Origin of the sequence: Sphingorhabdus sp., from assembly GCF_044357595.1 — a bacterium.
In the GTDB taxonomy this organism is placed as follows: Bacteria; Pseudomonadota; Alphaproteobacteria; order Sphingomonadales; family Sphingomonadaceae; genus Sphingorhabdus_B.
Map to the genome: position 1 here is coordinate 1 of NZ_JBIKPH010000019.1, position 25415 is coordinate 25415.

The 25415-nt window shown below is 50.7% G+C and carries 20 protein-coding genes and 1 tRNA gene; 12 read left to right on the plus strand and 9 right to left on the minus strand.

Going from position 1 to position 25415, the window contains the following annotated elements:
* Positions 1-2483: preprotein translocase subunit SecA (secA, locus tag ACIQ2T_RS03910; protein ID WP_397589671.1), on the plus strand; the 2483-nt coding region annotated here is incomplete at its 5' end.
* Positions 2484-2507: 24 nt separating this feature from the next.
* Complete coding sequence (locus ACIQ2T_RS03915) at positions 2508-3254, plus strand: sulfite exporter TauE/SafE family protein (protein ID WP_397589672.1); 747 nt, start codon at positions 2508-2510, stop codon at positions 3252-3254.
* A gap of 63 nt (positions 3255-3317) precedes the next feature.
* On the opposite strand, the gene ACIQ2T_RS03920 is transcribed toward ACIQ2T_RS03915, so the two are convergent.
* Positions 3318-3758 carry a DoxX family protein gene (locus ACIQ2T_RS03920; RefSeq protein ID WP_397589673.1) on the minus strand — a complete coding sequence of 147 codons (441 nt, stop codon included), beginning with the start codon at positions 3756-3758 and terminating at the stop codon, positions 3318-3320.
* A gap of 200 nt (positions 3759-3958) precedes the next feature.
* Here ACIQ2T_RS03920 and ACIQ2T_RS03925 point away from each other — a divergent pair, with 200 nt between their 5' ends.
* The 3 genes from ACIQ2T_RS03925 to ACIQ2T_RS03935 all read left to right on the plus strand — a co-directional run bounded on the left by ACIQ2T_RS03925 (position 3959) and on the right by ACIQ2T_RS03935 (position 9023).
* Complete coding sequence (locus ACIQ2T_RS03925; RefSeq protein WP_397589674.1) at positions 3959-5659, plus strand: adenylate/guanylate cyclase domain-containing protein; 1701 nt, start codon at positions 3959-3961, stop codon at positions 5657-5659.
* Positions 5660-6034: 375 nt separating this feature from the next.
* The gene (locus tag ACIQ2T_RS03930) at positions 6035-7225 is read left to right on the plus strand and encodes a hypothetical protein (RefSeq protein ID WP_397589675.1); all 1191 of its coding nucleotides are present in this window, start codon (positions 6035-6037) and stop codon (positions 7223-7225) included.
* 139 nt (positions 7226-7364) lie between these two features.
* Positions 7365-9023: a hypothetical protein gene (locus tag ACIQ2T_RS03935; protein ID WP_397589676.1), complete on the plus strand. Its 1659-nt coding sequence runs from the start codon at positions 7365-7367 to the stop codon at positions 9021-9023.
* Positions 9024-9222: 199 nt separating this feature from the next.
* Here ACIQ2T_RS03935 and ACIQ2T_RS03940 read toward each other — a convergent pair whose 3' ends face one another.
* From ACIQ2T_RS03940 to ACIQ2T_RS03960, 5 genes are all read right to left on the minus strand, one after another.
* A complete protein-coding gene (locus ACIQ2T_RS03940; protein ID WP_397585003.1) occupies positions 9223-10539 on the minus strand; it encodes an MFS transporter in 1317 nt (438 codons plus the stop codon).
* A 135-nt stretch (positions 10540-10674) separates the two neighbouring features.
* Entirely contained in the window at positions 10675-12822 is a 2148-nt protein-coding gene (locus ACIQ2T_RS03945; protein ID WP_397589677.1) for a TonB-dependent receptor, read from the minus strand.
* 165 nt (positions 12823-12987) lie between these two features.
* Positions 12988-13998, minus strand: coding sequence for a prohibitin family protein (locus ACIQ2T_RS03950; RefSeq protein WP_397589678.1), 1011 nt, complete (start codon positions 13996-13998; stop codon positions 12988-12990).
* Positions 13999-14138: 140 nt separating this feature from the next.
* Positions 14139-14297 carry a hypothetical protein gene (locus ACIQ2T_RS03955; protein ID WP_397589679.1) on the minus strand — a complete coding sequence of 53 codons (159 nt, stop codon included), beginning with the start codon at positions 14295-14297 and terminating at the stop codon, positions 14139-14141.
* Positions 14298-14414: 117 nt separating this feature from the next.
* Positions 14415-15044 carry a YcjF family protein gene (locus ACIQ2T_RS03960; RefSeq protein WP_397589680.1) on the minus strand — a complete coding sequence of 210 codons (630 nt, stop codon included), beginning with the start codon at positions 15042-15044 and terminating at the stop codon, positions 14415-14417.
* A gap of 124 nt (positions 15045-15168) precedes the next feature.
* On the opposite strand from ACIQ2T_RS03960, the gene ACIQ2T_RS03965 reads away from it, so the two are divergent.
* Positions 15169-16842: a cyclic peptide export ABC transporter gene (locus tag ACIQ2T_RS03965; protein ID WP_397589681.1), complete on the plus strand. Its 1674-nt coding sequence runs from the start codon at positions 15169-15171 to the stop codon at positions 16840-16842.
* A gap of 204 nt (positions 16843-17046) precedes the next feature.
* On the opposite strand, the gene ACIQ2T_RS03970 is transcribed toward ACIQ2T_RS03965, so the two are convergent.
* The 3 genes from ACIQ2T_RS03970 to ACIQ2T_RS03980 all read right to left on the minus strand — a co-directional run bounded on the left by ACIQ2T_RS03970 (position 17047) and on the right by ACIQ2T_RS03980 (position 19727).
* On the minus strand, positions 17047-17478 hold the full coding sequence (locus ACIQ2T_RS03970) for a cupin domain-containing protein (protein WP_397589682.1): 432 nt from the start codon (positions 17476-17478) through the stop codon (positions 17047-17049).
* Between the two features lie 280 nt (positions 17479-17758).
* Positions 17759-19276 (minus strand): amino acid permease, encoded by a 1518-nt coding sequence (locus tag ACIQ2T_RS03975; RefSeq protein ID WP_397589683.1) that lies wholly within the window; start codon positions 19274-19276, stop codon positions 17759-17761.
* 384 nt (positions 19277-19660) lie between these two features.
* Positions 19661-19727 (minus strand) — tRNA-Ser (locus ACIQ2T_RS03980).
* A gap of 222 nt (positions 19728-19949) precedes the next feature.
* Here ACIQ2T_RS03980 and ACIQ2T_RS03985 point away from each other — a divergent pair.
* The 6 genes from ACIQ2T_RS03985 to ACIQ2T_RS04010 all read left to right on the plus strand — a co-directional run bounded on the left by ACIQ2T_RS03985 (position 19950) and on the right by ACIQ2T_RS04010 (position 24956).
* Positions 19950-21155, plus strand: a complete 1206-nt coding sequence (locus ACIQ2T_RS03985) for a tyrosine-type recombinase/integrase (RefSeq protein ID WP_397589684.1) — start codon at positions 19950-19952, stop codon at positions 21153-21155.
* A gap of 1 nt (position 21156) precedes the next feature.
* Positions 21157-21582 (plus strand): hypothetical protein, encoded by a 426-nt coding sequence (locus ACIQ2T_RS03990; RefSeq protein WP_397589685.1) that lies wholly within the window; start codon positions 21157-21159, stop codon positions 21580-21582.
* Positions 21583-21649: 67 nt separating this feature from the next.
* On the plus strand, positions 21650-21841 hold the full coding sequence (locus tag ACIQ2T_RS03995; protein WP_397589686.1) for a helix-turn-helix transcriptional regulator: 192 nt from the start codon (positions 21650-21652) through the stop codon (positions 21839-21841).
* Between the two features lie 168 nt (positions 21842-22009).
* On the plus strand, positions 22010-23806 hold the full coding sequence (locus ACIQ2T_RS04000; protein ID WP_397589687.1) for an AAA family ATPase: 1797 nt from the start codon (positions 22010-22012) through the stop codon (positions 23804-23806).
* A gap of 535 nt (positions 23807-24341) precedes the next feature.
* Positions 24342-24686: a P27 family phage terminase small subunit gene (locus ACIQ2T_RS04005; RefSeq protein WP_397589688.1), complete on the plus strand. Its 345-nt coding sequence runs from the start codon at positions 24342-24344 to the stop codon at positions 24684-24686.
* Positions 24687-24689: 3 nt separating this feature from the next.
* On the plus strand, positions 24690-24956 hold the full coding sequence (locus tag ACIQ2T_RS04010) for a hypothetical protein (protein ID WP_397589689.1): 267 nt from the start codon (positions 24690-24692) through the stop codon (positions 24954-24956).
* Positions 24957-25415: the final 459 nt, after the last annotated feature.

Genomic DNA, 25415 nt, shown 5'->3' on the forward strand with positions numbered 1-25415 from the left:
ATTTTGACGTGCAGATGGTTGGCGGTATTGTTTTGCATCGCGGCGAGATTGCCGAAATGCGCACGGGGGAAGGTAAGACCCTGACCGAAACATTGGCCTGCTACCTGAACGCCATTGAGGGCAAGGGGGTCCATGTCGTGACAGTGAACGATTATCTGGCCCGTCGCGACGCCGAATGGATGGGCCGTATATATGGATTCCTTGGCCTCACCACGGGTGTTGTTGTGCCCAACATTCAAGAACATGAACGCCGTGCCGCGTATGAAAGCGACATCACATACGCGACAAACAATGAGCTTGGTTTCGATTATTTGCGCGACAATATGAAATATGAACGCGCGCAAATGGTGCAGCGTCCATTCAACTTCGCAATTGTCGATGAGGTGGATTCCATCCTCGTTGATGAAGCACGTACGCCTTTGATTATTTCTGGTCCAACAGACGATAAATCAGAGCTTTACATGCTGGTCCAGGCCGTCGTCCTTCAACTGGACGAGGGCGATTATGATAAAGACGAAAAAAGCCGCAATGTGACGCTTACCGAAGATGGTACGGAAAAAGCCGAGCGTATTTTGGAAGGCGCTGGCTTGCTGACGGGGTCAAACCTGTATGACTATGAAAACACACTGGTTGTGCATCATTTGGACCAAGCGCTCAAAGCCAATGTGATGTTCAAACGCGACATTGATTACATCGTGAAAGAAGGCAAAATTATCATCATCGACGAATTTACCGGTCGGATGATGGACGGACGCCGCTGGTCGAACGGGCTTCACCAAGCCGTCGAGGCCAAAGAAGGCGTGGAGATTGAGCCAGAAAACCAGACGCTGGCGACCATTACATTCCAGAATTATTTCCGCATGTATCCAAAGCTGTCGGGCATGACGGGAACCGCCGCAACTGAGGCAGGCGAATTCCACGAGATTTACAAGCTCAACGTTGTTGAAATACCAACGAACCTGCCAGTCCAGCGTATTGACGAGGACGACCAGTTCTACAAAAACACGCAAGACAAATTCGGCGCAATCGCCAAGACGATCAAAGAAGCCAATGATCGTGGTCAGCCCGTTCTCGTGGGTACAGTATCCATTGAAAAATCGGAGCTGCTTTCGGAATTTTTGGAGAAGGAGGGCGTTAAGCATAGCGTCTTGAACGCACGCTTCCACGAAAGCGAAGCACGTATCGTTGCCCAAGCGGGACGTTTGGATAGTGTAACGATCGCCACCAACATGGCTGGCCGTGGAACGGATATTCAGCTTGGCGGTAACTTTGAATTCCGCCTCGAAGATGAATTACGCGACCTGCCCGAGGGGCAAGAACGTGAAGCCGCTATCGACGCGCTGAAGGCCGAAATTGCGGCCGAAAAAGCCAAGGTGATAGAGGCTGGCGGATTGTTCGTTCTTGCTACCGAGCGCCATGAAAGCCGCCGCATCGATAACCAGTTGCGCGGTCGTTCGGGACGACAGGGTGATCCAGGCCTTTCGCGTTTCTATCTGTCACTTGATGACGATCTGCTGCGCATTTTTGGTTCGGAGACTTTGTTCTCGCGGATGATGAACTCAAGCCTGGAAGACGGCGAAGCGATTGGCGGCAAGTGGCTATCGAAGGCAATCGAAACGGCGCAACGCAAGGTGGAAGCGCGTAACTACGACATTCGTAAGCAACTCGTTGAATATGACGATGTTATGAACGATCAACGCAAGGTTATCTATGATCAGCGCAGCGAGATCATGGATTCCGAAGGCGTCGATGATATCATTGAGGACATGCTTAACGACACCGTGAACACCCTTGTCGGCAATTACTGCCCCGAGGGTACCTATCCGGAACAATGGGACGTTGAGTCCCTTAAGCAAAAATGTGCTGAATTGCTTGGCCTTGCCCCAGATATTGATAGCTGGATACAGGAAGACGGACTTGATCCGGAAACCATTGAAAACCGTGTGTCTGAAATGGCCAATGCCAAGTTCAAAGCGAAGGGCGCTGTGCTTGACGAGGCCGTCTGGCGGCAGGTTGAAAAGAGTATATTGCTACAAACGCTTGATCATCACTGGAAAGAACATCTGTCCACTCTCGATGCCTTGCGTCAGGTTATTTATCTACGCGCCTACGCGCAGAAGAACCCAGTAAACGAGTATAAGCAAGAGGCCTTTGGTCTGTTTGAGCGGATGTTGTCCGCCATTCGTGAAGGTGTGACGAAGACGATCGCAACGAATGACTTCAGGGCCGAAGAAGAATTCGTTCCACCGGACTTGCCCGCATTGCCAGATTTTCTGACGACGCATATCGATCCTTTTACCGGTGAAGATAATAGCGACGACATTGATGCTGGTTCATCGGGGTTCGTCACGACAAAGATAGCGCGTCCAGCAATCGCTTCGGGATCAAACGACCCTTATGCTGGCAATCCGGACCTGCGGCGCAATGATCCGTGCCCATGTGGTTCGGGGCAGAAGTATAAGCACTGTCACGGCGCATATTGATGCAGCAATAAGGGAAGGGCGCAAATGCTCTGGTTAGCTGGCCTTTTTGCGGTTGTTGCTTTGGTCTACGCCTCGGTGGGCTTTGGCGGAGGCTCAACTTATACTGCCTTGCTGGCCTTATGGGGCGTTGATTATCGCCTGATCCCGGTCATTGCGCTTTTCTGCAATATCATCGTCGTTACAGGCGGCAGCATTCGTTTCGTGTGGGCTGGGCTTGTGTCATGGCCGCAGGTGCTACCTTTGCTTTTGATATCGGCGCCACTTGCATTTGCAGGGGGACTGGTGCCTTTAAAACAAGTCGTATTCTTAACAATATTGGGCGGGGCTTTGTTGGCGTCGTCTATCGCCCTCTTCATGCAAGCGGACAAGATGGCGCCGCGCAACGTATCCAAGCCGATGTTATTAGTTATTTCAGGCGGTGTTGGACTGCTCGCGGGTCTGTCGGGCATCGGTGGCGGCATATTCATGGCACCTGTCCTGCATCTCATCCGTTGGGCAGAGGCGCGCCGGATCGCGACATTTGCGTCGCTCTATATTCTGATAAACTCGGCCGCGGGGCTATTTGGCCAAATCATTAAATCGGGTGCGCAGGCGCTTGCCGAACCAGCGATGCAATATGGCCTGTTGCTTGGCGCGGTGTTGGTCGGAGGACAATTGGGTAGCCTGTTCGGTATGCGCTACCTATCACCGCAGCTATTGCGCACCTTAACCGCGTTGCTGGTGGGCTATGCGGCTTTGAGATTGCTGTGGCAGGCTTATGGTTCAGCCTAATGGCGCGACGGCTTTTTGAGCATCAGTGCCAAATGTTTTGACGGGGAACACTGGGCGCAGCCATTAGGCGCCACGGCGGGCATCTAGGCTCCAAGGCCCAGCGCCCAAGCCGGCGTAGCCTAGAAGCCCGGCCATGATGGCTAGGTTTTTCACGAAGTTTTGTAGCTCGTGGGCGGTCTGAAGTTCCCCCGGAGCAAGGGCCCAAAAGTTATGAATTACCACGGAAATGACCAGGGTGAGGCCTGCCAGCACAAAGGCGATGAGCTTTGTACGTAAGCCCAGAGCCAGTGCTAGGCCGCCGCCGATCTGAAGCACGATAGTGAGAGCTAGGAAGACGGGAACCAACACCATCCCCTTTTCTGCCATCAAGGCAGCCGTGCTGTCCCACCCGAGAATCTTACCTATGCCGGGAAGTATGAAGTAAAGCCCAAGGAGCACGCGGCCTGTGGTTGCAAGCAGCGGGTGGATAAATGTGGCCATGAACGGCGTCTTTGATTGTTGCATGTTGCGTATATGCTCCGCAGTGTTGACGTCAGATTGACGCAACTAGATATATCGGCGCTTGCAACTCCGCAAGCTTGCGGCATAATATCGACCAACCGAATGAACCCAAACACGCACCTGTTTTAAGCAGCGAACAGTCTCAAATTATCTGACGACGGTCACAATAATACATCTGAATAATACATAAGGATCAGTAATTTATGTTGCAATTTTTTAGATCCATTAGGTTTAAAATATTTGGCATATCTGTAGGCCTTCTGCTTATGATGCTTGGGACAACTATCTGGTCTGCACTGTTAACTGAACGGGTACATCGCCAGCTTAGAACGCTCGAGGAATCGATTTTTCCGCTTGCCCTGTCACTTTCCTCGTTAAAAACCATCGTTCAATCGCAGAAAACTACCGCTGATTATCTAACTAAGACACCGGACAAGGCGGCGACCGCAATATGTAAAAATGAGACTAAGGAGCAGTCAAAACACGCCAGAGAAGTTTTGACGCAGGCGAAGCAATATCTCATGAAAGGCAAAATATTTTCAGTGACGGAGACAAGCAAGCTTGCGCTGGCTCGGCTGGAACCAATGTTAGATGAGCTTACGTATCAGGAAAAACGTCTATTCCAGATGACCCTGGACGCATGCACGCTAACTGCAGATGCGGCTCAGATGGACAAAGCCAAACTTCAAGCTGATCAGGTCTTTCGGCACACCGATACCATGTCCATGGAAATTAATAATTTCGGAGAAACCGAATCACGGATCACTATCGAGAACCAGGAAATAGCGCTGAATGTAACTATTGCCATGATCAGCTTTGCCACATTGGTTGGCATTATGCTGGCGTTTCTGGTGTCGCGCGGACTGACGCGGCCAATAGTGAGCCTGCGGGCTGGTGCACGTGCGGTAGCCGCCGGCTTGCTGGATCAAGCCCATGTTAAGGTGACCTCGCATGACGAGATTGGTGACGTGACCCATGCCTTCAACGCTATGCTCGAGGACTTACGCGAGAAGGATCGGATCAAAGAAAAATTCGGACAATATGTAGATCCGCGGATCGTGGCGGGGCTCCTCGATGGTGCACAGCATTCGTCGGTCGGCGAAAAACAGATAGCAACCCTATTCTTCTCGGATATCGTTAAATTTTCTGCAATCGCTGAGCGACTAGCGCCAAGCACGCTTGTTGACCTTATGAATGCGTATTTTTCTGTTATGTCTCAGCCTATCCGTGAACATTCGGGTATCATCGACAAATATATTGGCGATGCCATCATGGCATTTTGGGTTCCTCCGTTCTCCGATCCCAATCGTCAGGCGGAATATGCCTGCCGCGCCGCACTCGAGCAGTTGGCGTTGCTTGATGCCTTCAACAGACGTGTCCCGGATATCGTCGGACTTCGCCGCGACGTACCTAGCGTCAATTTCAGGGTGGGATTATCGACAGGTGAGGTCGTGGTCGGAAGTGTGGGATCGGAAAGTGCCCGCAGCTTTACCGTGATGGGAGACACTGTAAATCAGGCATCGCGGTTGGAAGCTGTAAACAAAGTCTATGGCACCAATCTGTTAATTGACCATGAGACATACGCCGCAGCTGGATCAGCCATTGAAACCCGCTTAATCGATGAAATTAGGGTTGTAGGCCGAGATGAGCCGCTGCGGATCTATGAGCTTGCTGCTATGGCTGGTAATCTCGCTGTAGACAAAAGGGCCCTGTTCGACGTGTTTGCAGAAGGCCTTGAGCATTACAGACGCGCGGATTGGTCTAAGGCAGAAGTCGCATTTCAGGCGGCACTAGGACTTGCTCCGGATGATGGCCCTAGCCGCACATTGCTATCTCGCATTCCTGATTTGCGGCAATCACCCCCCACTGACTGGTCAGGTGTATGGCAAATGACATCAAAATAGAATTTCTTTAAATGACGCAGTATACAATCAGGCACCCTCCGGACTGCGCTACGATAGCTGCACCACTGTGAAGGGGCAGATCAGTTTCAAACATGCTTCAAATTCCGGTGAAAACTTGCGCCGCTAGCGGGTTGCTTCTTGGCGATAATCAATAATTTTAGTGTCCGCAATGAATAAGTCTAAAGCCCAAAATAGCAAAATTTATTTATATTACATTTAAATAGCTGATCTATACTAAGACCATATCAAACATGACCGCTAGCCGTCCCGTGGTATAAAGGAAGTAGCTACAGTAGGGCTATAAAGTTGCCAAATACGTAGATTTGGAATATAAAAGATCTTTATCAAGGTTAGACAGAATATGGGGGCAAGTCGGTGGGCGGAAATTTATTGAAGGCAGATAAATTCCCTCGCCGTTCGCGCTATTTCAACGTTCCAGCGCTGCAATATCTACAACAAGTGGTGAAAGCGAATATCAAATTTTCCAAACTTACTATCCTCACCGTGGTTCTGATTTTTGGTTTATCGTCATCTGAGATTGCCGCATCGCCGCAGCTTTCGTCGACGAGCGATCTTCAGCAATCTCCAAATCCGGACAAACCAATCGAGGCAGATGTTTCGTTTTTCATAGACAATCTATCAGACATCGATCTTAACTCTGGGAGTTACAAAATTGTTGGTCAGATGGTTGTCGAATGGCGGGATCCTCGTCTGGCTTTCACGCCCGATCCTTTCCATCCAAATCGTCCGCGCGAACTCAATGCCGATGCTGCCAGCGAATTATTAAGGCAAATCTGGCAGCCCGTTTTTGAAATCAGCAATGAAAGACAGGAACGCACAACCGGTGTTGTATCACTCACCGTTTGGCCGGACGGCCGAATTCGATATTATGAAAAGTTTGACAGCGTCCCCAATTTTCGGAGCAATCTCATTTTCTATCCTTACGGAACTATAGACCTAGATCTCGTTATGACCGGATTTTTGCAGAATCGCAGCGAGTTGGTTTACAATTTAAAGGCGTTTGAGTTCCAAGACCGCACTAAACCCGATGACTTTATTCACGGCCACTGGTCATTCATCAGTATGGACGCTGAGGAACTTCCCGCCAAACGGTCAGATGACCGTTCAGTCGACTATTCACAAATTCATTTTAAGGTGAAATTGGACCACGAATCGATCCAAGCGGGCGCCCTGATGATTTTCGTTCCGCTCATTGTGATATTTATAGCGACATCTTGCCTGCTTTGGCTCGATCACGCCCATTCCGGACCGCGACTTGAGGGCACAATTGCTCTTATTTTGACTACTGTCGCGCTAAAATATGCTCTGTCGGAGGAAATTCCTTCTCTGCGTTACATGACGATGACCGATTTGTTGATGATCGAGACCATCGTCCTCATTCTTGTGAGCTTCGTATTATCTGTGATATATTTCTGGTTGCATGAAGAGAGGTCGCAGCTAGTTGCGGATAAATTCAACCAGATCGTTCGGGTTTTTTATCCGATTGCATGTGTCTCAGTTCTCGCAGTATCAATTTTTGTATTTTCACTCGTATCCAAAACTTAGGGCTAAATGTTTTGACGGCGTACAGATGGGTATAGATCCGGTGTCTAGAAGCCATACTGGAGTTATAAAAAATCCTAATATCTCGCTGTCGTGCTAAAGGCACTGCGCGTAAATTTAAAAAGTGGGGGAGTTTAAAGCCATGAAAATCGACAAAGCAGGCCCGTATTATTTTGCCGCTATTCTATCGTTGTGTCACCCTGCTCAAGCTTTCGCTGGCGAGAGACGAACATCTGAAATTCGGGCCGAAAGCCTCGCAGACTTCAACTACGAGCCGAAGAAAATCCGCGACAGTCTGGATGCGGCATTGATGAAGGATCCCAATAGCTTTAGCCTAAATTTCTTGAGCGGTTTAGTCTACGATGCCCAGTCCACATCGGGAAGCGAAGGGCGCGAGCTGGCGCGGGTCGGTTACTTCGCCACCTTGCGATCTGACCCCACATATTGGCCGGCCAATTTCCAACTAGGGCTTCTGGCTCTAGAGGATAAAGATGCAGTTTCGGCTAAGAGCTTCTTTATCGCTGCAGCGTTTTACGCACCCAATCAACCGCAAGTTTTTTACGGATTGGCCCGGGCTGCCTATTGTGCCGGAGATATAGCCAATGCCGCCACAGCTCTGAAACGCGCTATGGAGCTCGGCTCGCCCAAAGAAACAGACGAATTGGTCACGGCAACCCTGGTCGCTGCAGCCACAGGCGATCAAGACAACGCTGAAAAATGGTTTGACGCCCTCTCGACTGGCGCAAAGCAAGCTCGAGATAGCTATCTACAAAATCGTATGCTTGATCTGTTGGGTTCTTCATCACGCAACACCGCAAGTTTAGAAGCAGTCTCTTTGGTTACACCACCTGTAGCGCTCCCCCCCGCAGCGGTAGCGCGCCGCAAGATGGCCATTGTTGATGTCGTTATTATTCGCCGTGAAGAATCAAAAGTCAGTGGCAGCGGCGTAAACTTGATGGACGCCCTGTCGCTGCAATTCGGCAGTACGCTGATTAATTCCGAGCGCAGCCGTGTTTTTGATAGACAGGCTAGCAGCGTCATTTCAGATACCGTGACAACAATTAACAATCTCAACCTGACCGTGCCAGCTGTCACCTATTCGCTTAACATTGCTAATGCGGGTGGGGGGAATTCATCAATACAGGCCCGCCCCACTATTCTGGTTTATGATGGCGAGACGTCGAAGCTATTTTCGGGAGGCACACTAACCTATGCGGCGGGTGGATCATTCAGTGCCCAATCGTTCACCAAAGAGGTAGGCTTAACGCTCTCAGTGACGCCAAAATTCACGACTGAAGGTATAATCACACTGAAAATATCGGCTGGCTTGGAAACTTTTGATAGAGGAGCAGCAGGTACATTCAAAGAGGCATTACAAACAGAGAAATCCTCGACTGATTTAACCGCCGACTTGCGGTATGGTGATACTGTCGTCGTCTCGAGTGCGAATTTTAGCGAACTGCAAGCGACTAATAGCGGCGTGCCAGTACTTGGGGATGTGCCCATTTTAGGGAACCTCTTTAAGAGACGTTTAAATACTTTTGCTTCAAACGATCTACTGATTTTACTATCTGTCCGCCGCGAGGTTGGGGGGGCTGAAACAGGGAGCCCAGAAGAAATTCAGAACGTGAGTTTGATGGCGGGCCGTCTATGGAAAAAGCTAGCGATCGCGCAACCCGAAGCCTTGTCAAAACGGGATCCAGAGCCCCATCGCCAATATTACACTTTGGAAAACCCTGGGCGCGGCTTCAGTAAGGCTTATATAAATGCAATTGGCATGAGCGATTTTGTTATCAAGTAAAGATTAGCATTAGCCTGCCGCGGCAAGGGCCCTGGAGTGCGACATTTTGTTGCTGCTATGACTTCTTGATTGTGTCGATGCCTGCTAGAATTTTAGCCGCGGGTGCCGGCTGGGAAGGGCAGCATGTAATTTGCAATTACGGCCTACTTTTCTTTAGCAAGCTAAAAAATGAGGTTCGTAACCGTTGCGGCACGTCGCGCTAGTCCTGTTCCAGGATCCTAATTGCCTTTATAGTTTGTAGATAGATTTTGTTCGTTAAGCCATACAACAGCACGCTAAAAAGAAGCATCGGCACAGATATAATAAGGATAGCCCAAAGTAGGCTTTGGGGCTCCTGGCCAAAGTAATCGGAGAGTGCTCCCACCAAAAGTGGTCCGGGTATGCCTACTAGGCTGACAATGAGCGCATTAATGCCAAATATTTTTCCTCGGATCCCAGGTGACGACATATCTTGAACCATATTATTGAAACTGGCTGTGCCAAATGTTGCCAGTAAATTCTGCATGCCAAAAATAATCATCACAACCCAAACAGTTTCAGCTGCAAGTAAAGGCACATAAAGTAGTGCAACGCCACACATCGAAAACTGAAAAATATATCGCGGCGCGATGGGGCCCAGAAAATGATAAAACTTTTTAATCGCTACGAGGCCAAACAAAATCCCAATTAAATCCGCTATACCAATGACCAAACCAAAACGAATGCCGAGATCAGCTGGGCTAATTCCAAAGTGCCTTACCAAGTAAATTGGAACCCAGACCATAGTAGCTGTGGCGGCGATTAAAAAGCCCGCGTTAGCAACATTAAAGGATATCAGGGTTTTCCAATGATCCCGCCAATAGGGTTTTAGGTCAGAAAGGTCGGTAAAGGACTTCTGATCGGTCTGCCGCTCGTCTTTCCCGAGCACAAGCGTTAGAAGTGCGAGTGGTATACCAAGCAGGCCAGTTACCACCATCGCTACACGCCAATCGGAGGCTCCCTGCCAGAAAGATGCAATGTAGGTGAGATTATTGGCGGATTGATGCAGCAATACTCCACCCAAGAAGGAACCGATGCCGGTGGTTAAACCAGCCGCTGCAAAATATACCAAGTTTGCGTTAATACGGTCCCCATGCCTGTAACGGTCTGCGATTACCGAATTGGAAATCGGTCCTAAACTAGTCTCGGCGGACGCTATTACGGCAACGCTTATTAATAGAGTTACATATCCCGCGGCCACTCCATAACTTGCCGTTGCAATTGACCAGATCAAAATGCTGACAAAGAGAAATTTGTGTCGGTCAACCCTGTCGGTTATTTGGCCGAGAAGCGGACTTATAATGGCGACTATAACGCCCAATATGCTAAAAATCCCACCGAGTTGGGTGTCGCTCAGACCGAATTCCACCTTCACGGGCTGCGCAATAAGGCCAACCAGCTGTTTGTTAATGCTAGCAATGATCGTTACAATCACGATGACACTTACGGGCAGCCACTTGCCTAAATGACGAAATTTGTCTGCAAAAGAACGCAACATAATGAACTCGCTAAGCTGGGCGCCAAACTTAAGGGGTGGCGATGTGGGTCGCTGGCACCCATCGTTGGATGGGGATGCGTGCCAGTCGACGACGTCAGGGACATTTGTGCCAGAAACGCGGCAAGCACTAAAAACCTAGAAGCTGCGCTTAAACTCTAAACCAAAGTTACGCGGACGCAGATAGTTTGAATATGTATAAAGTGGCGGATTAGGGGGATACTTTGCCACTGTGTCATCACGATCGAAGACGTTGTCCACAAATAGCGTTAGGGCGCCCCAATTTCCCTTCACCCCGCTAGATAGAAACAACTGGCTCGTGGGCTGATTGGTGTAGCCAGGAGTGTTGGCAGGGTCAGAATAGGTTTTTGAAGCCCAGCGATAGCGCCCATCAAAATCAATCTGAATGTCTGAAGATAGGGTAACCTCGTAATGAATTGCGGCGGTTATCTTGTTCTTGGCATTGAGCGGAAGATCACTGCCCGAACTCACAATGATACGGCCAAGTCTATCTTTCACGTCGCCGTCTATCGCCGCATTGCTATAAGCATATGTAAGGCCTAAATTCAGCGATGGGGTAATGTCTGCGCTTACTTCGAGTTCTACGCCGTCTGTCTTTGCCGTGCCGACATTGCGGACGTACGTAAATACGCCGTCGTCGGTGCGGAACGGCAACTGCAGGTCGCTCCAATCGTTATGATAGGCATATAAATTGATTGTCCAGCCAGCGAATGGCGAAGTCTTCAACCCAATTTCAAAGGCATTAAGAGAATCTGGTCCAAATTGCTTTGTTGCGTAGGGGTAAGTCGACAGTGGGGCGGTATTTGCTCCGCCACTGCGAAAGCCCTTTGAGTATTTTGCAAAGATCAAGGCGCTGGGAGAAATCTTGTAGGTAAGGCCAATTTTAGGTGATGTTGCATGTGAACTATCATCCCCGGACTGGACTGTGCCCGCTGGAGGGAAACCTAACGGAAATGCGGATCCACGAACTTGATTTAAGCTGAAGGTCTTGTTGTCCTTAAAGTATCGAAGTCCCGCCTGTACCGAGAGCTTTTGCGTAAGGGCGTAATCAATGTCTCCGAATACCGCCCACGCATCTCCCTCTTGGTCACTATGTGATAAAGGACTGTCGATGGTTTGTATTGCTGGAACGTTGAAAATAAAACCTTCTTCAACCGTGCGCGTCTCGCGCTTAAAGTAGCTGCCAATAGTCCAGTTTAGAGCATTGGTGCCGTTTGAAACGAGACGGATTTCTTGGCTAAACGCATGGCTGCGCACCCGATAGATTGACTGCGCAGTCGCTCCAGGTACAAAGCTAGGTGGAAAAGCTGCCGGTACAATAGTTGTCAAATCCCGAGCAGTATCGAAGCTTGACGTGGTAAGAGATGACGCTGACACAAGAGTTGCTGGCCCCGTATCGTAATTGATTGTCAGCGCGCCAACATCAAGTTTGCCTTCAGACGGTGACAGGCCACCAACAGGTCCAACGCCGAACTGTGCTGCTACGGTCCTAGGATTGAGTTCGTCGCGGCTGGTCGAAACAAAGTCTCGAATTTTGCTGCGGCCGATTTGATAAAATAAATCTAGAGTGAAATCAGTACTCGGCGTATAACGCAGTGCGAACCGACCATCGCTCAGCTTGGACGTATTGCTATCCTTGACTTCAATATCAGGAATATCAATCCAGCCGGGCAGATCGCGATATCCTCCTGCTACCGACACGGCGAGAACGTCCTTAATGATCGGGACATTTGCGTTGATTTGCGCTGCATAGCCTTCGCCGCCACCCTTAGTGGAATAGGCACCCAGCTTAGCGCGACCAAAGAACTTTTGGCTATCGGGCTTGCGTGTGATCACGCGCAGCGTGCCCCCTTCAGACCCTTCTCCAAATAACGTACCTTGAGGCCCACGCAACACTTCAACTCGCTCGATATCAGCAAGCGCGACTTCAGGCATATATCCAGGCACATAAGACATGGCTGTCTCGTCAATGTAAAACCCGTTGACCGAAGCGGACTGATTGCTGCTCGAAAGATCGCTGGCGCCGCGGATCGTCAGGCGCAAAGCCCCAGGGTTGGCAGCCAATATCGTAACGCCCGCAATGCTGTTACCAAGCTCTTGTAACGACGATATTCCCTGACGTTCTATCGACGCGCCACTGACGGCAACAAGGCTGATAGGAACGTCCTGCGCGTTTTGCTCGCGCTTCTGTGCGGTCACGATTATAACCGCCGAATTGTCGACTTCTGTATCCGCAATTTGGGCGGTCGAAATAGCCTGAGCCATAGCGGGATCTCCGCAGACTAGCACTGCCATTGCCACTGAGCTTAGCATAAAATGCTTGATTGAAATTGTTACCATGATTTGCTTCCTTGTATTTCTATTGGTCTAAAATTATTTGAGCAAGGTTCCCAGGCTGCGTCGCCAGCGCTTAAGAGAACAAACGGATTGTTAGTTGGAGGGAATGTCAGTTCCCGGCGCGCTGCTTGGTCGGCCTAGATCAATGCCTCTGCCTCCGACAGCTTTGCCTGCACCTGTTTTGGGATTAGTTTTTGCGGCCGGTGTCCGCCGCGCTGCAGTTGCCTCGTCTGTATTCAAAATGAGAGGTAGGCCATCTTTTCCTCCGATGATGACTGTTTTGGCATTTTCGGATGTAGCTAAACTGAGTGTCGCTTCAATACCGCGCCACTTGAGATAATTTGGTGAAATTCCAGCCTGCACCTTCTGTTGAAAACGCGCTATCCCATCGGCCTCAATTTCTTTGCGCATACTTTCCATACGTTCGCGGTCTAAGCGAAAGACATATTCTTCTTTTAACTGTTCTTGCTCTTGTTTTTTCTCAATCGCCGTCGCGACGCGTGCAGGCAAGACAATGTTGTTAATCAACACATCTAGGAGTTCAATCACCGGCTTGTATTGGTCTGGTCTGCCTTGCTCAGCGATGCTTCGGTTACGGCGCCCAAGCACGATGGCACCTTCGGGCGGCTCAGGGTCCGCTCGACTTTCAATTAGGTTGTGGAATTTCGGATCGACAACCCTTGCGAATATGCGTTCCTGAATTGCGTTACGTGCGGGACCATAGACGTCATGAACCGTGAATTTGGAGACTTCTGACCTTACAACTGTAGCGATAGCAGGCGCGATTAATTTCTCTTTATAGTTTGGACCGATGGTCCTGTGGACCAATCCCACTTTTGATGGGTGAATACGGAAACGGTAAGTAATTTTTAGCTTTACGTTGAGGCCTTCCGCGGTGACCCCATCAAAGGTGTCGTGTGCGATCAATAGTCGCGTGTCATATAAAGTGACGGTGTTGATAGGTGCAACGATGCGGACGCCTTCGAGGAGGACGCCAAATGGGTCCGTTCCGCCGAACAGAGGCCGCCATATTGCTCCAACATGGCCGGCCGGAACGCGGACGAGAAAAAGAGGCCCCAGCAACACGAGCAAAAAAACGCTCAAAAGCGTTCTCAATACGATCTTATATTTATGTCTGCGGAAATACGCTCGCGGATTCAGTTTGCGAAAAAACGCAAGAAGCCTTGCCTTAAATCCGCTCTCTTCGGGTTCAGGTAGGATAGCCTCAGACGAGACTGTGTACGTCATTTCTGTAATGCCTGCTCACGCTCCAAAGCCTTTAAACCACGAGCATTTGGCACCGATGTACGGGTTATCAAAAGCATGAAGACGCCGACGAGCGGAGACAGAACTACCGACAATATCAAGAAGAGTAAAAAACCACCCTTACGATCAATTGCCATAAACCCTACCAGCAGGCAGAGAACTAAATATATGGCTATTGCCAACATAACTGACCCCCCCCTCGTAACTGAACAATCCGAACACCCGCGGAAGGTAGATCGGATTGCACCGGTAATTTACGCGGCTAGAGCCTCAGTGTTCTCAACCGAAGCTTGTTTTTTCCTTGAAAGCTTAGCTTTGGCGGCCCTGAATTCAGAGTTGAAAGTAGCGCGCAGTTGAGCCAGGCCCAATTCGTCAAGGCTGCCACCAGCGTCCAGATGATCAGCCAGTGCGTTGCCCAGTGTCAGGGTTGTTAGGCCCGCAATAGATGGCAGCGTCACAGCGCCAACGATAGTGCCCACAACAGGGATCATCTTGAATATCGAACTCAGTCCACCGCCCAAAAGAACGGGAGCCACTCCACCGACCGTCGTGCTGACAATCGCGCGAACCCGATCCTTGGAGAGGTCTAAGCCGTAAATTTTTGCCACACTGCGGATCATCAAAAACTGTGATGTGCCGATTGCAGTAATATCTAGCGCAGGTATCGGAATGATGCCGAAGCCTGCCGATGCAGCAGAATAACGCTTGATTGATTTTGAAGCCTGCTCGCGGCGAGATAATTCTGGTGATCCGGCGTTAGTATCATTTGCAGCCATTTCAGGCAGTGTATCCGCACTTTCTTTTTTTTCTGTCATAATAAACCCCCGTGAAAGATTGAAAAAATGAACCATGGATTGAATTTTCCTTACACGAATTTTATACACTTTCTATGCCATTTCTGCTCTAATATAAAATTAATATTTTTTGACATTTTAAATTGACTTTTACAAAGCTTTCCATGCTCAAGTAGTTATCGGAGACTATATTGTTGAAAGCTAGGCTGGACCAATGCACTTATTTGATATCCTGAAACGTGACTCGGACATCTTTGGAAGGCAGCTTTTGGGGCTAGCTGCCATTTCGGGATTCGCAAGCGCCGCTATTCTGGCGATCATCAACATGGCGGTCCAAAAGACCGATGGCCAAAACATACAGTCGACAGAAGGTGTTGACGTCAGCTGGCGGAGCGTTGTTCTCTTTGCGCTGGCAATTGGCATTTATATCGCATCGCAACAGCGGTTAATGGAGGATGCTTGTCGCAAGGTAGAAGATATTCTTGATAAGCTTCGTATGCGCCTCGTTGAAGCCGCTCGGTCTGCTGAACTTCTCGAAATCGAAAAAATTGGACGAACTTCTATTTATGCAGCACTCAGTCGCGAAGCGCAGGTGATTTCTCAATCGACCCCTATGCTGATAATAGCAATCCAGTCTGCCATTCTGGTCATATGTTCAATGATATACATGGCGTATCTGTCGACAACGGCATTCGTGCTGGCGACTACCTTTACTGTTACTGCCGCAATCTTCCATCTCTCGCGTTCTAAAGAGGTTGCTACCCAGCTGCATGAGACTGCGATGAGAGAGAACCAGCTGATCTCAGGCTTTTCTGACATCCTTGAAGGCTTTAGAGAGATCAAACTGAATGCGCAGAAGTCTAACGACATATCTGCAAATGTTTCTCGACTGTCGGGAATGGTGTCGGCAATTCGGGTAAAGACACAGTCGCTTCAGGCGCACGACTTCGTTTGGTCGACGGTCACTTTTTTTGTCCTTACAGGTTTGATGGCATTTGCAGTGCCTATGCTGTCGACTGTTAGTCTTGAAACTGTCGCGATGACGACCACTGCCACGTTATTTCTTATCGGTCCGGTATCAAGCATAGTCGGAAGCCTGCCGGTATTTGCGCAAGCCAACGCCGCTGCTGAGCGTATACTTGCGCTTGAAGAAAGCCTTCAAAACTTGTCGTCGCCGTCGGACGAAATGTTGTTAGAGGGGCGGTTTTCAGGTTTTAAAGCTATCCAATTGAACGCAGTTCAATTCAGCCACAAATCAGCAGGCGGAGAAGCGGGGTTTGAAATTGGGCCCATTAGTCTGAATGTAGAACGCGGATCGACTGTTTTCATAACAGGCGGAAATGGTTCAGGAAAAACTAGTTTTCTCTATTTGCTATTGAGCCTTTATCCCACCGCGTATGGCACAATTAGCGTAGATGGGACGACCATCGGCACAACCAACATTCATGCGTACCGAAACCTGTTTTCGACTATTTTCTCGGACAATCATCTATTTGAAGAGCTTTATGGGGTCGAACATTATGATCCCGACGAGGCAAAGCATTTATTCGAACTTCTCGAGATGGACCATAAAGTAGCACTGGAGGGACGCCGGTTTAGTTCGCTTAAATTATCGACTGGACAAAAGAAGCGCGTGGCGATGATTGCTGCGATTTTGGAAAAACGTCCGGTGTGCGTTTTTGACGAATGGGCTGCCGATCAAGACCCACATTTCCGTGAGAAATTCTACAGGGTTATCCTGCCTTATCTTAAGGCGGCGGGTATCACAGTCATCGCGATCACCCACGACGACAAGTATTTTGATGTGGCCGATATTCGCATGCACATGGCTGATGGCAAGCTGACATTCGTTGACGCCGAGCGTAGCGCGTCTCGAAAAATCGCGTAGATTGCTTCTGAGCACTATTCGCGATAGCTAACGACAGTTGCGAAAGGCCCTCATAATGCGGCATACCTGCCACCGCTGCTCAACATTATACCCCAGACTAGGACGGCATTCGGCTAATTTACGCAACCATTAGTACCAAAGGTTCTACCGATGGACAGTTCTGATACACTGCCCGTTGGGGTACGGTATTACCGGAACGGGCTGTTATTGTTTTGGAGCTACAGAGAGGGGCATCCCCTTGGTACCGGCATAGAAAACGATCAGAACTACCGGGTTGTCTCCAGTGCGCCCGCGGTGATTGATATCGACCATCTCCGGAAGCACGTCGCCGGCTTGGATAGTTTTAGACTGGCCGCCTTCGCGTTGCTCTACCGTCAATTCACCGGACAGGACATAGGCCACGTTGGGCATCGGATGAGTATGCCAGGGCAATTCGGTGCGAGGCGGTATGGTGATTTTTAAGGTGGTCAGTTCAGGCGTGCCATCGGGATAGCGCGTATAGGCAGTTCCATCCCAAGAGCTCGTGCTTTGCAGCAGCACTTCGCTGGTTACCGTTGGCGTATCGGCGGCGAGGACCGCCCCACTAGCCAGCAACGGGGCAGCAAATAGAAAAGACGCGACGCGCAGATATAGCATAAAGTTACTCCCGATTTAACAGACCAATGTCGATCGGGGCTACCACACTCTGTCAATATGTCTCAATTATTCCTCGCCACATTGAGAGTAGCGACAGACTACCGAGTATCGGCGATTGCAACACCGCAAGCTCGCCGCTTAATATCAGCCCAGCTAATGAGGCCAATGTTCCGCTAATTTACGCAGCTATCAGTGCCACATATTCTGACGACAGACAGGGTGCCATCGCTGCTAACGGGGATAAGGGATGACGGAAGGTCGGTTCTAAAGCGAACTTTCCCTACGCTTTACCCACAGCGGCTTCAGCCGCGGCAATTTCCGCCGCACGCGCAGCAATCCGGTCACCAATCGGCGGGCCCTTGAAACGACGATTTTCGATGCCGAACCAGGCGATTGCGGTAAGCAAGCCGATAACCCCCACAACCTTTAATGCGAGGTCATTTGGCGGCTGGACACCGACATAGAAGACCACAGCAGCAATCCCGATGCAGAAAACCGCAATGACGCGGAATGCCGGCCCCATGTCCCACGGGCCCATTTTCGTCCAGCTATTGCCATAGGCAAAAAGGCCCGCCGCAATTGGCATCGTATAGGAAAGATAAAGCGCGATTGAGGTTACCGAAACGGCAACCGAATAGGCGCCGGCGAATGCGGTGAACCCCACAGCTAGCGCGGCACTTGTCCAGATTGCGTGAACAGGCGTCCGGTGCTTCCGGTTGACGGTTCGAAGGTATTTTGATCCCGGCAAACCATCGTCACGCGCAAAGGCGAAGGTCATTCGCGAGGCCGATGTCACCGTGGCTAAGCCACAGATGAACTGGGCCAAAAGGATGATGGCATAAAGAAAGTACTTTAGCTTAGCCGGGATCGTTGAGTCCATGACATAGAAGAACACGTTCCAGCCCTGCTTGGCTGCCTCTTCCATGTCGGGAATGGCGAGAACAAAGGCGCTTGAGAAAAGCCACGCAAACAGCGCGGCCCAGACCACCGAATGGATAATCGCCGTGGGCACCTTCTTTGCCGCGCCTACGGTTTCTTCGGAAGTATGCGCCGACGCGTCATAACCCGTCAGCGTGTAGATCGGCAGCAACAGCCCAAGGAAGAAGATTAGCACGATCGAGCTGGTTTGGGGCCAAACATTACCGCCCGCTGCGCCCGAATAGTTTGTGAAAGTCCACAAACGGCTGAAGTCATGCGACGGAGCGTAGGCAAGCAGCGCCACCGTAAGTAGAACCGCGCCGCCCAAAATCAAATATCCTGAAAGGTCGGTTAGCTTGGTCGTCACCTGAATCCCGAGATGGTTTATAATCGCCTGAATGCCTGTCATCACGATAAGAAAGATCAGTTGCGACCAATAACCTAGCTCAATGCCGAAGAAAGATCCGAAAGAGCCAACAAAGAAGTTGAACGTACCGACGTTGATCGCCGCAAGCACCGTTATGAGCCCGATCAGGTTGAGCCATGCGGTAAGCCAGCCCCAGAAGCGTCCCCCAAGGATAGAGCTCCAGTGGTACAGGCCACCTGCGGTTGGAAACGCTGAAGAAAGCTGGGCCATTCCCAGTGCGAACATGAGAGCGGCTAAGCCGCCGACGATCCACCCTATTCCAAGTGCAGCGCCACCGGCGCCGCTCGTCCCTTGTCCAAGGGAGTTGATGCCGCCAGAGAGGATGCAAATGATAGAAAAGGAAATTGCAAAATTGGAAAAATGTCCCATTCGTCGGGAAAGTTCCTGCGCGTAGCCCATATCGTGCAGCGTCTTCACATCAGCGGCGTGATGCGTAGCCCCCGTATTTGACATTTCTCGCCCCCTTTTATTTTTTTCTTACTCAAACTCTGCCGCTTGGGTAACCCCTATTGACAAAACGTTAGGCTTTGACCGGTGGTTAAATTAGCGGAGCGTTGGTCTCATCTGCTCGGTTGATATTAGGCGGCAAGCCTGTAGTTTCGCAAGCGCCGCTCCTAATCTTGCTGAACGGTCGTTGTTTGGACGTCATCTAAGCAAAGTTGAGGCCGACAGAAATGCAGCTAACTGGACGTTAAGAGTAATATGCAAGAGGGAACTGTCGATCCATCAACCAGAATAGGGGGAAGCCTTAACTTCGATATAAGTGTATCCAAAGTGTATACTGGATATCTCAAAACAAATAATATATATATTATTCAATGATATAAATGGCATATTTGGCTCCCCGGGAGGGATTCGAACCCCCGACCAATTGATTAACAGTCAATTTTTTGACTTCCGATGGTGTCCGAAAATATCCATAAAGTAAAGTAAATAGGTTATTTTTTCTCTTATGAAGTCCGAATCAATCCGATAGTATTGACCCATTCTGTTACCCATGTTACCCAGAAGTTACCCGCTGTTATGTCAGTTGGGCGACCCGCCAACGGGCGCTAACCCCAAGGCTGGCCCAACCAAATGGATCCTTAGGAGATCAATGTGACGGAAGCTAACGGGACTATGGCCAGTGAGTGAACCTGTTACCCTTACTGATGCTAAAATTGCGGGACTGAGGCCACCTGAGCGCGGACGTGTCGAAATCATCGACAAGGTTGTGCCGGGACTGCGGGTCCGCATAGGGCCAAGCGGTATGGTGTCGTTCATTGTCCGTAAGCGTGTTGGCGGTTCAATCAAGAACGTGACGTTAGGCCGATACGGGCCACGTTTTACACTTGCGGACGCGCGTAAGTCAGCGCGAACGGCACTGAGCGACTTAACGGCAGGGAAAAAGGTTGTACCCGCCAAGCGAGACTCCTTAACCATCAAATCGCTGTGGGCTGAATACGTGCTTACAAAAGCGAAGCTTCGGTCACATCACGAAATTATACGCATCGGCGAAAAGCACGTACTGCCCGAACTGGGCGACCGGATGGCGGATGCAGTTACACGGGGCGAAGTCACCCGTTTCATTGATGGCATTAAAGCTCCAGTGATGGCGCGGCTTGTTCATGCGCAGCTATCGGCGTTTTACACTTGGGCATTGCCTAGGCTCGACAAGCTTGATTCCAACCCATGCCGCGATGCAGGGCGACCTTCTAAACCAAAAGCGCGTGATCGCGTTCTGACTGAAACCGAACTAGCCACACTATGGCGTGTTGCGGATGCACAAGCTGAACCATGGCGATCTGCAGTTCATTTAATCATATTGACCGGCCAGCGTAAGTCAGAGGTATTTGAGGCAAGGCGCGGTGAATTTGATCTAGGGGCGGGCGTTTGGACCATTCCAGCCGAGCGGGCCAAGAACGAAGAAACGCATATTGTGCCATTGTCCGCATCCGCTGGGGTCGTTTTAGAAGGTATTGCAGAGATTGAGGGCAGTAAGATGCTATTCCCCGCAAAGGGCAACCCTGACAAGCCCGCCAGCGGCATTGGGAAGGCCGTCGAGCGCATGCGGGCAGGGCTAAGGGCAGAGCTTGGCGATGACGTGCCGCAATGGTCTCTGCATGACATACGGCGCACCGTGGCGACGGGGCTGCAGCGGCTGGGTATTAGGTTCGAAGTAACTGAAGCTGTCCTGAACCATGTCAGCGGCAGCAAGGGCGGGATTGCCGGTGTTTATCAGCGGCATAATTGGGCAGATGAAAAGCGAGCAGCGCTAGACGCATGGGCGGCAGAACTGCAGCGCATTTTGCAGGGCGCAAAGGCTGATAACGTTGTAAAGTTGCGAGTTTGATATGGAACTTGAACAATTCGTCGAACGACAGATTGAGGAATGTGGCATCAAGTTCGAAGGCGGCGACTTTCGGCAGCTTATCCATGCATTCCGATGGTGCACAATGTATTCGAAGCCTTTGCCAGAGTGGATTGCTGACGTAGCTTTACAGGCTTTGCAATTCAAGCTCGAGAACGGCGGCGCAGCGGGCAGAGGCAAGACTGGAGGGCACAAGGCGCAGATTGCGCGTGATGCTGTCCACAGGGAGCGCCACAGGGTCGCAGCGTGGCAGCTTGATCGGCGCAGAATTGTAGGCGGCAATCGGGCTGACGCTTTCGAACGCGCTAGCGAATACCTAGTTGGAAAATTTGCGCAGGGCAGCGCCGATGTGATTGAAAAAAGCTATGATAAGATCGCTAAGCAATTCGCCTCCGTTAAAAACTACTAATTAACGGTGGCGGCAGCGCCGTAAACTTCCGACTATTCTTAGGGTCGTCCGAAAAGGAGTGACCCTAATGAACGATTTGTTACGGAAGAAGGATGTTCTCGGCTGTACTGGTCTTAGCGGATCCACGTTGTACGAACTTATGGCAGCGGGCAAGTTTCCTAAGCCCGTTAAGATTTCTAATCGCTGCGTGGCATGGCCTGCAAATGAAGTCGAAGCTTGGATTGCTGCACGCATCGCCGAGCGGGAGTTGGCACAATGAAAAAGCAAAACCCGCGTCACGGGGGTGACACGGGCTGCGAATTTGATCGGCAGATGATGCAGCGCAGCCTACAAACAACACCGTAAAAAAGCAAGACAAAAGGGCGCGTTATGCGGGCCTAACCTTGTCGCTGTTCATGTTTCGCAATGCCACCAGCGGGGTTTGCAAATGATGATCGACATCCACTCAATCGCGAAAGCTTACGGCGGAGATGTTTGCGGCAATACCGCAACGGTTCCAACGCCTGGGCACAGCCCGAAAGATCGCGGGACGGTCATAACAATCAGTCCAGATGCACCAGACGGATTAGTCATTCACTCGTTCAATGGTGGCAATCCATTGGCGATGAAAGACCAATTGCGGCGCGATGGCTTGATGCCGGAATGGAAACCAAAGGAAACCAAAATGCGGTTTGGACCTTCTACTCAAACACCTGCAGCGCCATTTCAACCAACAAGCGTGTTCGAATATTTTACGATTGATGGTCACAACCGATACAACAAGGTTCGGACCGACCGCGCTGACGGCAACAAGACGTTCATGTACAAGCATCAGGTTAATGGTGTCTGGACGAACGGACGCGGCGGTGATGCATTGCTTTATCGCTTGCTCGACATTGTCGCAAAGCCGGATGCCGTTGTTTACATGGCAGAGGGTGAACGCAAAGCGGACAAGCTGGCGCATTGGGGGCTATTGGCAACATCGTCAAAAGACCTTCCGAATGACCTTTCTGCTTACATGCGGGGTCGCACAGTCGTTATACTGCCTGACAATGACAAGCAGGGCGCAGATATCGCTGACAAGGCTCTAAAGGCCTTGAAAGAGGTTGGAGCGCATGCGTTTATTGTTAAACTGCCAAGGTTGCCGGCCAAAGGCGATATAATTGACTGGGACGGCAATGCGGCTGAACTCGCCGAACTAGCAAAACGCGCATTTAATGGCGGCGCAAAGACAACCACAAAACACAAATATCAGACTGGCATTTCAGCAAGCGCGCTGATGCAAAAGACTTTTGCCGAAATCCGCTACATTATCCCAGGATATGTTGCTGAAGGCCTAACCTTGCTGGCTGGAGCGCCCAAGGTTGGTAAATCGTGGATGACCTTGGGGTGGGCTTTAAGCGTTGCAGGTGAACGTCCTACATTCGGCTCTATCTGTCCTGATGGTGGCGATGTTCTGTATTTGGCTTTGGAGGACAACGAGCGGCGACTGCAAAAGCGTCTAAAGCAGATGGCTGTAGGAGCCGTTCCAGATCGCCTGACACTGATTACGGAATGGCCATCGCTTGATGAAGGCTGTGTGGAGCAAATAGCCCATTGGATTGCAGGCGTCCCAAAACCGCGCATGGTTATTGTCGATGTTCTGGCCAGAGTTCGCGGCGCGGTGGCTGGCAAAGAAACAGCATATGATGGAGACTACCGCCTGATATCCGGCTTGCAGCGGCTTGCTGGGCAGCATGGCATCGCAATCGTCATGGTTCACCACACGCGCAAGATGGACGCTGACGACCCATTTGATGCCGTTAGCGGCACTCGAGGCCTAACCGGCGCAGCCGATACCGTCCTTGTCTTAAAAGCGGACACCGGAACCGGACAAATGATGCTCTATGGCAGGGGCAGAGACATCGAGGAAATAGAGACATGTGTCCGCTTTGAAGCGGACAACGGGACATGGAATATCGTTGGACCGGCGCATGAAATCGCGCGCAGCGATGAGCGGCAACCTATATTAGATTTATTAAGAAAAGCCAACAAACCACTGTCACCAATTGAAATTTCTGAAATCACAGGCCGCAAACGCGATACGATACGCAAGACCATGATGCGTATGGCAGTGGCAGGTGAAATCACAAAATTCAGCCGAGGCCTATATGGGTGTCACACGTGTCACATTGTCCCTTCTATCGATCCAAGCGGACAAACGGACACATGTGACACAGTATATAACAAAGAGCCAAAGCTGTGACGGACAGATTGAAACGTCGCAGCAACTTCGATGCACAGCAACGGCGCATCACAGATCGCCCGCGGTCAAAGATCAAGGTTGCAGAGATAGCAACATCAATGCGCGTTAGCGAAGGAGCAAACGACATGAACAAGCGAACCGGTTGGAACCACACCAAAAACACAACGGCTAGAGGCTACGGCGCAGAACACCAAAGAATGCGGGCCTATTTGAAGGCCACCGTCATAACCTGTGAACATTGTGCGTCAGCTTCACCACCTCGAACGCGGCTTGGCTGTGTCGCTGACCACATCGTTTCTCTGGCCAAAGGCGGGTCCAGCGAAAGGTCCAACTATGCTTGGCTATGTGGTGAATGCGCGGACATCAAAGACGCCCAAGATCGCGGCAAGCCATTGCGTCACAGACCGCAGGTTGGGCTTGACGGCTGGCCGAAGGGGGGAGGGGGTATGTCTATCTTGAGCCTCCCTGACCGGTGTGGACTAGAACATTCATGCAAAGTGCCCCGGTTAGTTCCGCGGGTGAAAGGACAATAAAAATGATATTATCAAATCTTCCCGCACCACCCGATCACCTATCTCCTGATGCTGCAGAGTGGTGGGAACAAGTTATCCGCGACTTCGAGCTGGAACCGCATCACCTTAGACTGCTGCGCGCCGCATGTGAGGCCAGCGATCGCATGACGCAGGCCCGTGAGGCACTGGCTAAGCATGGCGCACTGACCTTTACAGACGAACGCGGCGTTATTCGCGGTCATCCATGTGTGGCCATTGAGCGTGATGCCCGAACCGCCTTTGCCCGCCTTGTGCGGGAACTGGACCTAGACACAGGCGCCCCAAGCGAAACGCCGCGTCCGCCAGCACTGCAATCAAACAGGAGATAGGCAATGCCAGTTAAACGACGCGTATCGAAGCGCAATGACGCACATGTTTATAAAGCTTGGTCTGCGATCTTTGATTGTGGCGATGATTTCTTTGATAACCTCAAGGACATCGGCATCCCCCTCCAGCGATCGGGGCAGCCTTTTGATGCTGACGCGTTAGCAGCCTGGGAGCGCTATGGCGCATGCTGGTTAGATCAACGTACGCGGACAGAAACATCATGGGCCGAAGACAAGTTCGGAAGACCTTGGGAGAATAGCGATGCCAGTTAAACGCAGAACCAGCAAAGCCCACCGCCTGACTGCAGAATGCATTTACGAACTGCAGTTCGGCCCGGGCCGATGCTTGCTCGCAGGGTTAGGTTACTACCGCTTTCACAAGTCGTATGAGCAACTAACCCCTGAGCAGCAAGCCGAGGTCCACGGAGAAATGCGCGATGACTGGGAGCGGTATCACCCCACAGTTTTAGCAGCTTGGAATGCCATCCCGTCCGAGGGCCGTCCTGAAGTGCCCTGGGCGCAAATTGAATTCGGAGAGCCAAGGTAACTGACCACGGACGCCCAAAGTGAGCGCTCTGCGTCCAAATGCTGTCCGGCAGCTTTGCGCCCTATTCTGTTGAAAAACTCCGCTTGAAGAGGGGAGCATGTTCTGATTCAACGTAACTGTAGTTGGGAGTTATGCTGATGATGGGCGAGCGAACGGTGATGCAGGAAGCGCTGTTTTACAGCTTC

Excerpts from the sequence above, each read along its gene's own strand:
- ACIQ2T_RS03940 (WP_397585003.1), bottom strand. The coding sequence starts at position 10,539 with ATGTTGCGTTCTTTTGCAGACAAATTTCGTCATTTAGGCAAGTGGCTG.
- ACIQ2T_RS03995 (WP_397589686.1), top strand. The coding sequence starts at position 21,650 with ATGAACGATTTGTTACGGAAGAAGGATGTTCTCGGCTGTACTGGTCTT.
- ACIQ2T_RS04010 (WP_397589689.1), top strand. The coding sequence starts at position 24,690 with ATGCCAGTTAAACGACGCGTATCGAAGCGCAATGACGCACATGTTTAT.
- ACIQ2T_RS03925 (WP_397589674.1), top strand. The coding sequence starts at position 3,959 with ATGTTGCAATTTTTTAGATCCATTAGGTTTAAAATATTTGGCATATCT.
- ACIQ2T_RS04000 (WP_397589687.1), top strand. The coding sequence starts at position 22,010 with ATGATGATCGACATCCACTCAATCGCGAAAGCTTACGGCGGAGATGTT.
- ACIQ2T_RS03970 (WP_397589682.1), bottom strand. The coding sequence starts at position 17,478 with ATGCTATATCTGCGCGTCGCGTCTTTTCTATTTGCTGCCCCGTTGCTG.
- ACIQ2T_RS03920 (WP_397589673.1), bottom strand. The coding sequence starts at position 3,758 with ATGCAACAATCAAAGACGCCGTTCATGGCCACATTTATCCACCCGCTG.
- ACIQ2T_RS03975 (WP_397589683.1), bottom strand. The coding sequence starts at position 19,276 with ATGTCAAATACGGGGGCTACGCATCACGCCGCTGATGTGAAGACGCTG.
- ACIQ2T_RS03915 (WP_397589672.1), top strand. The coding sequence starts at position 2,508 with ATGCTCTGGTTAGCTGGCCTTTTTGCGGTTGTTGCTTTGGTCTACGCC.
- ACIQ2T_RS03965 (WP_397589681.1), top strand. The coding sequence starts at position 15,169 with ATGCACTTATTTGATATCCTGAAACGTGACTCGGACATCTTTGGAAGG.
- ACIQ2T_RS03935 (WP_397589676.1), top strand. The coding sequence starts at position 7,365 with ATGAAAATCGACAAAGCAGGCCCGTATTATTTTGCCGCTATTCTATCG.
- ACIQ2T_RS03990 (WP_397589685.1), top strand. The coding sequence starts at position 21,157 with ATGGAACTTGAACAATTCGTCGAACGACAGATTGAGGAATGTGGCATC.
- ACIQ2T_RS03945 (WP_397589677.1), bottom strand. The coding sequence starts at position 12,822 with ATGGCTCAGGCTATTTCGACCGCCCAAATTGCGGATACAGAAGTCGAC.
- ACIQ2T_RS04005 (WP_397589688.1), top strand. The coding sequence starts at position 24,342 with ATGATATTATCAAATCTTCCCGCACCACCCGATCACCTATCTCCTGAT.
- ACIQ2T_RS03955 (WP_397589679.1), bottom strand. The coding sequence starts at position 14,297 with ATGGCAATTGATCGTAAGGGTGGTTTTTTACTCTTCTTGATATTGTCG.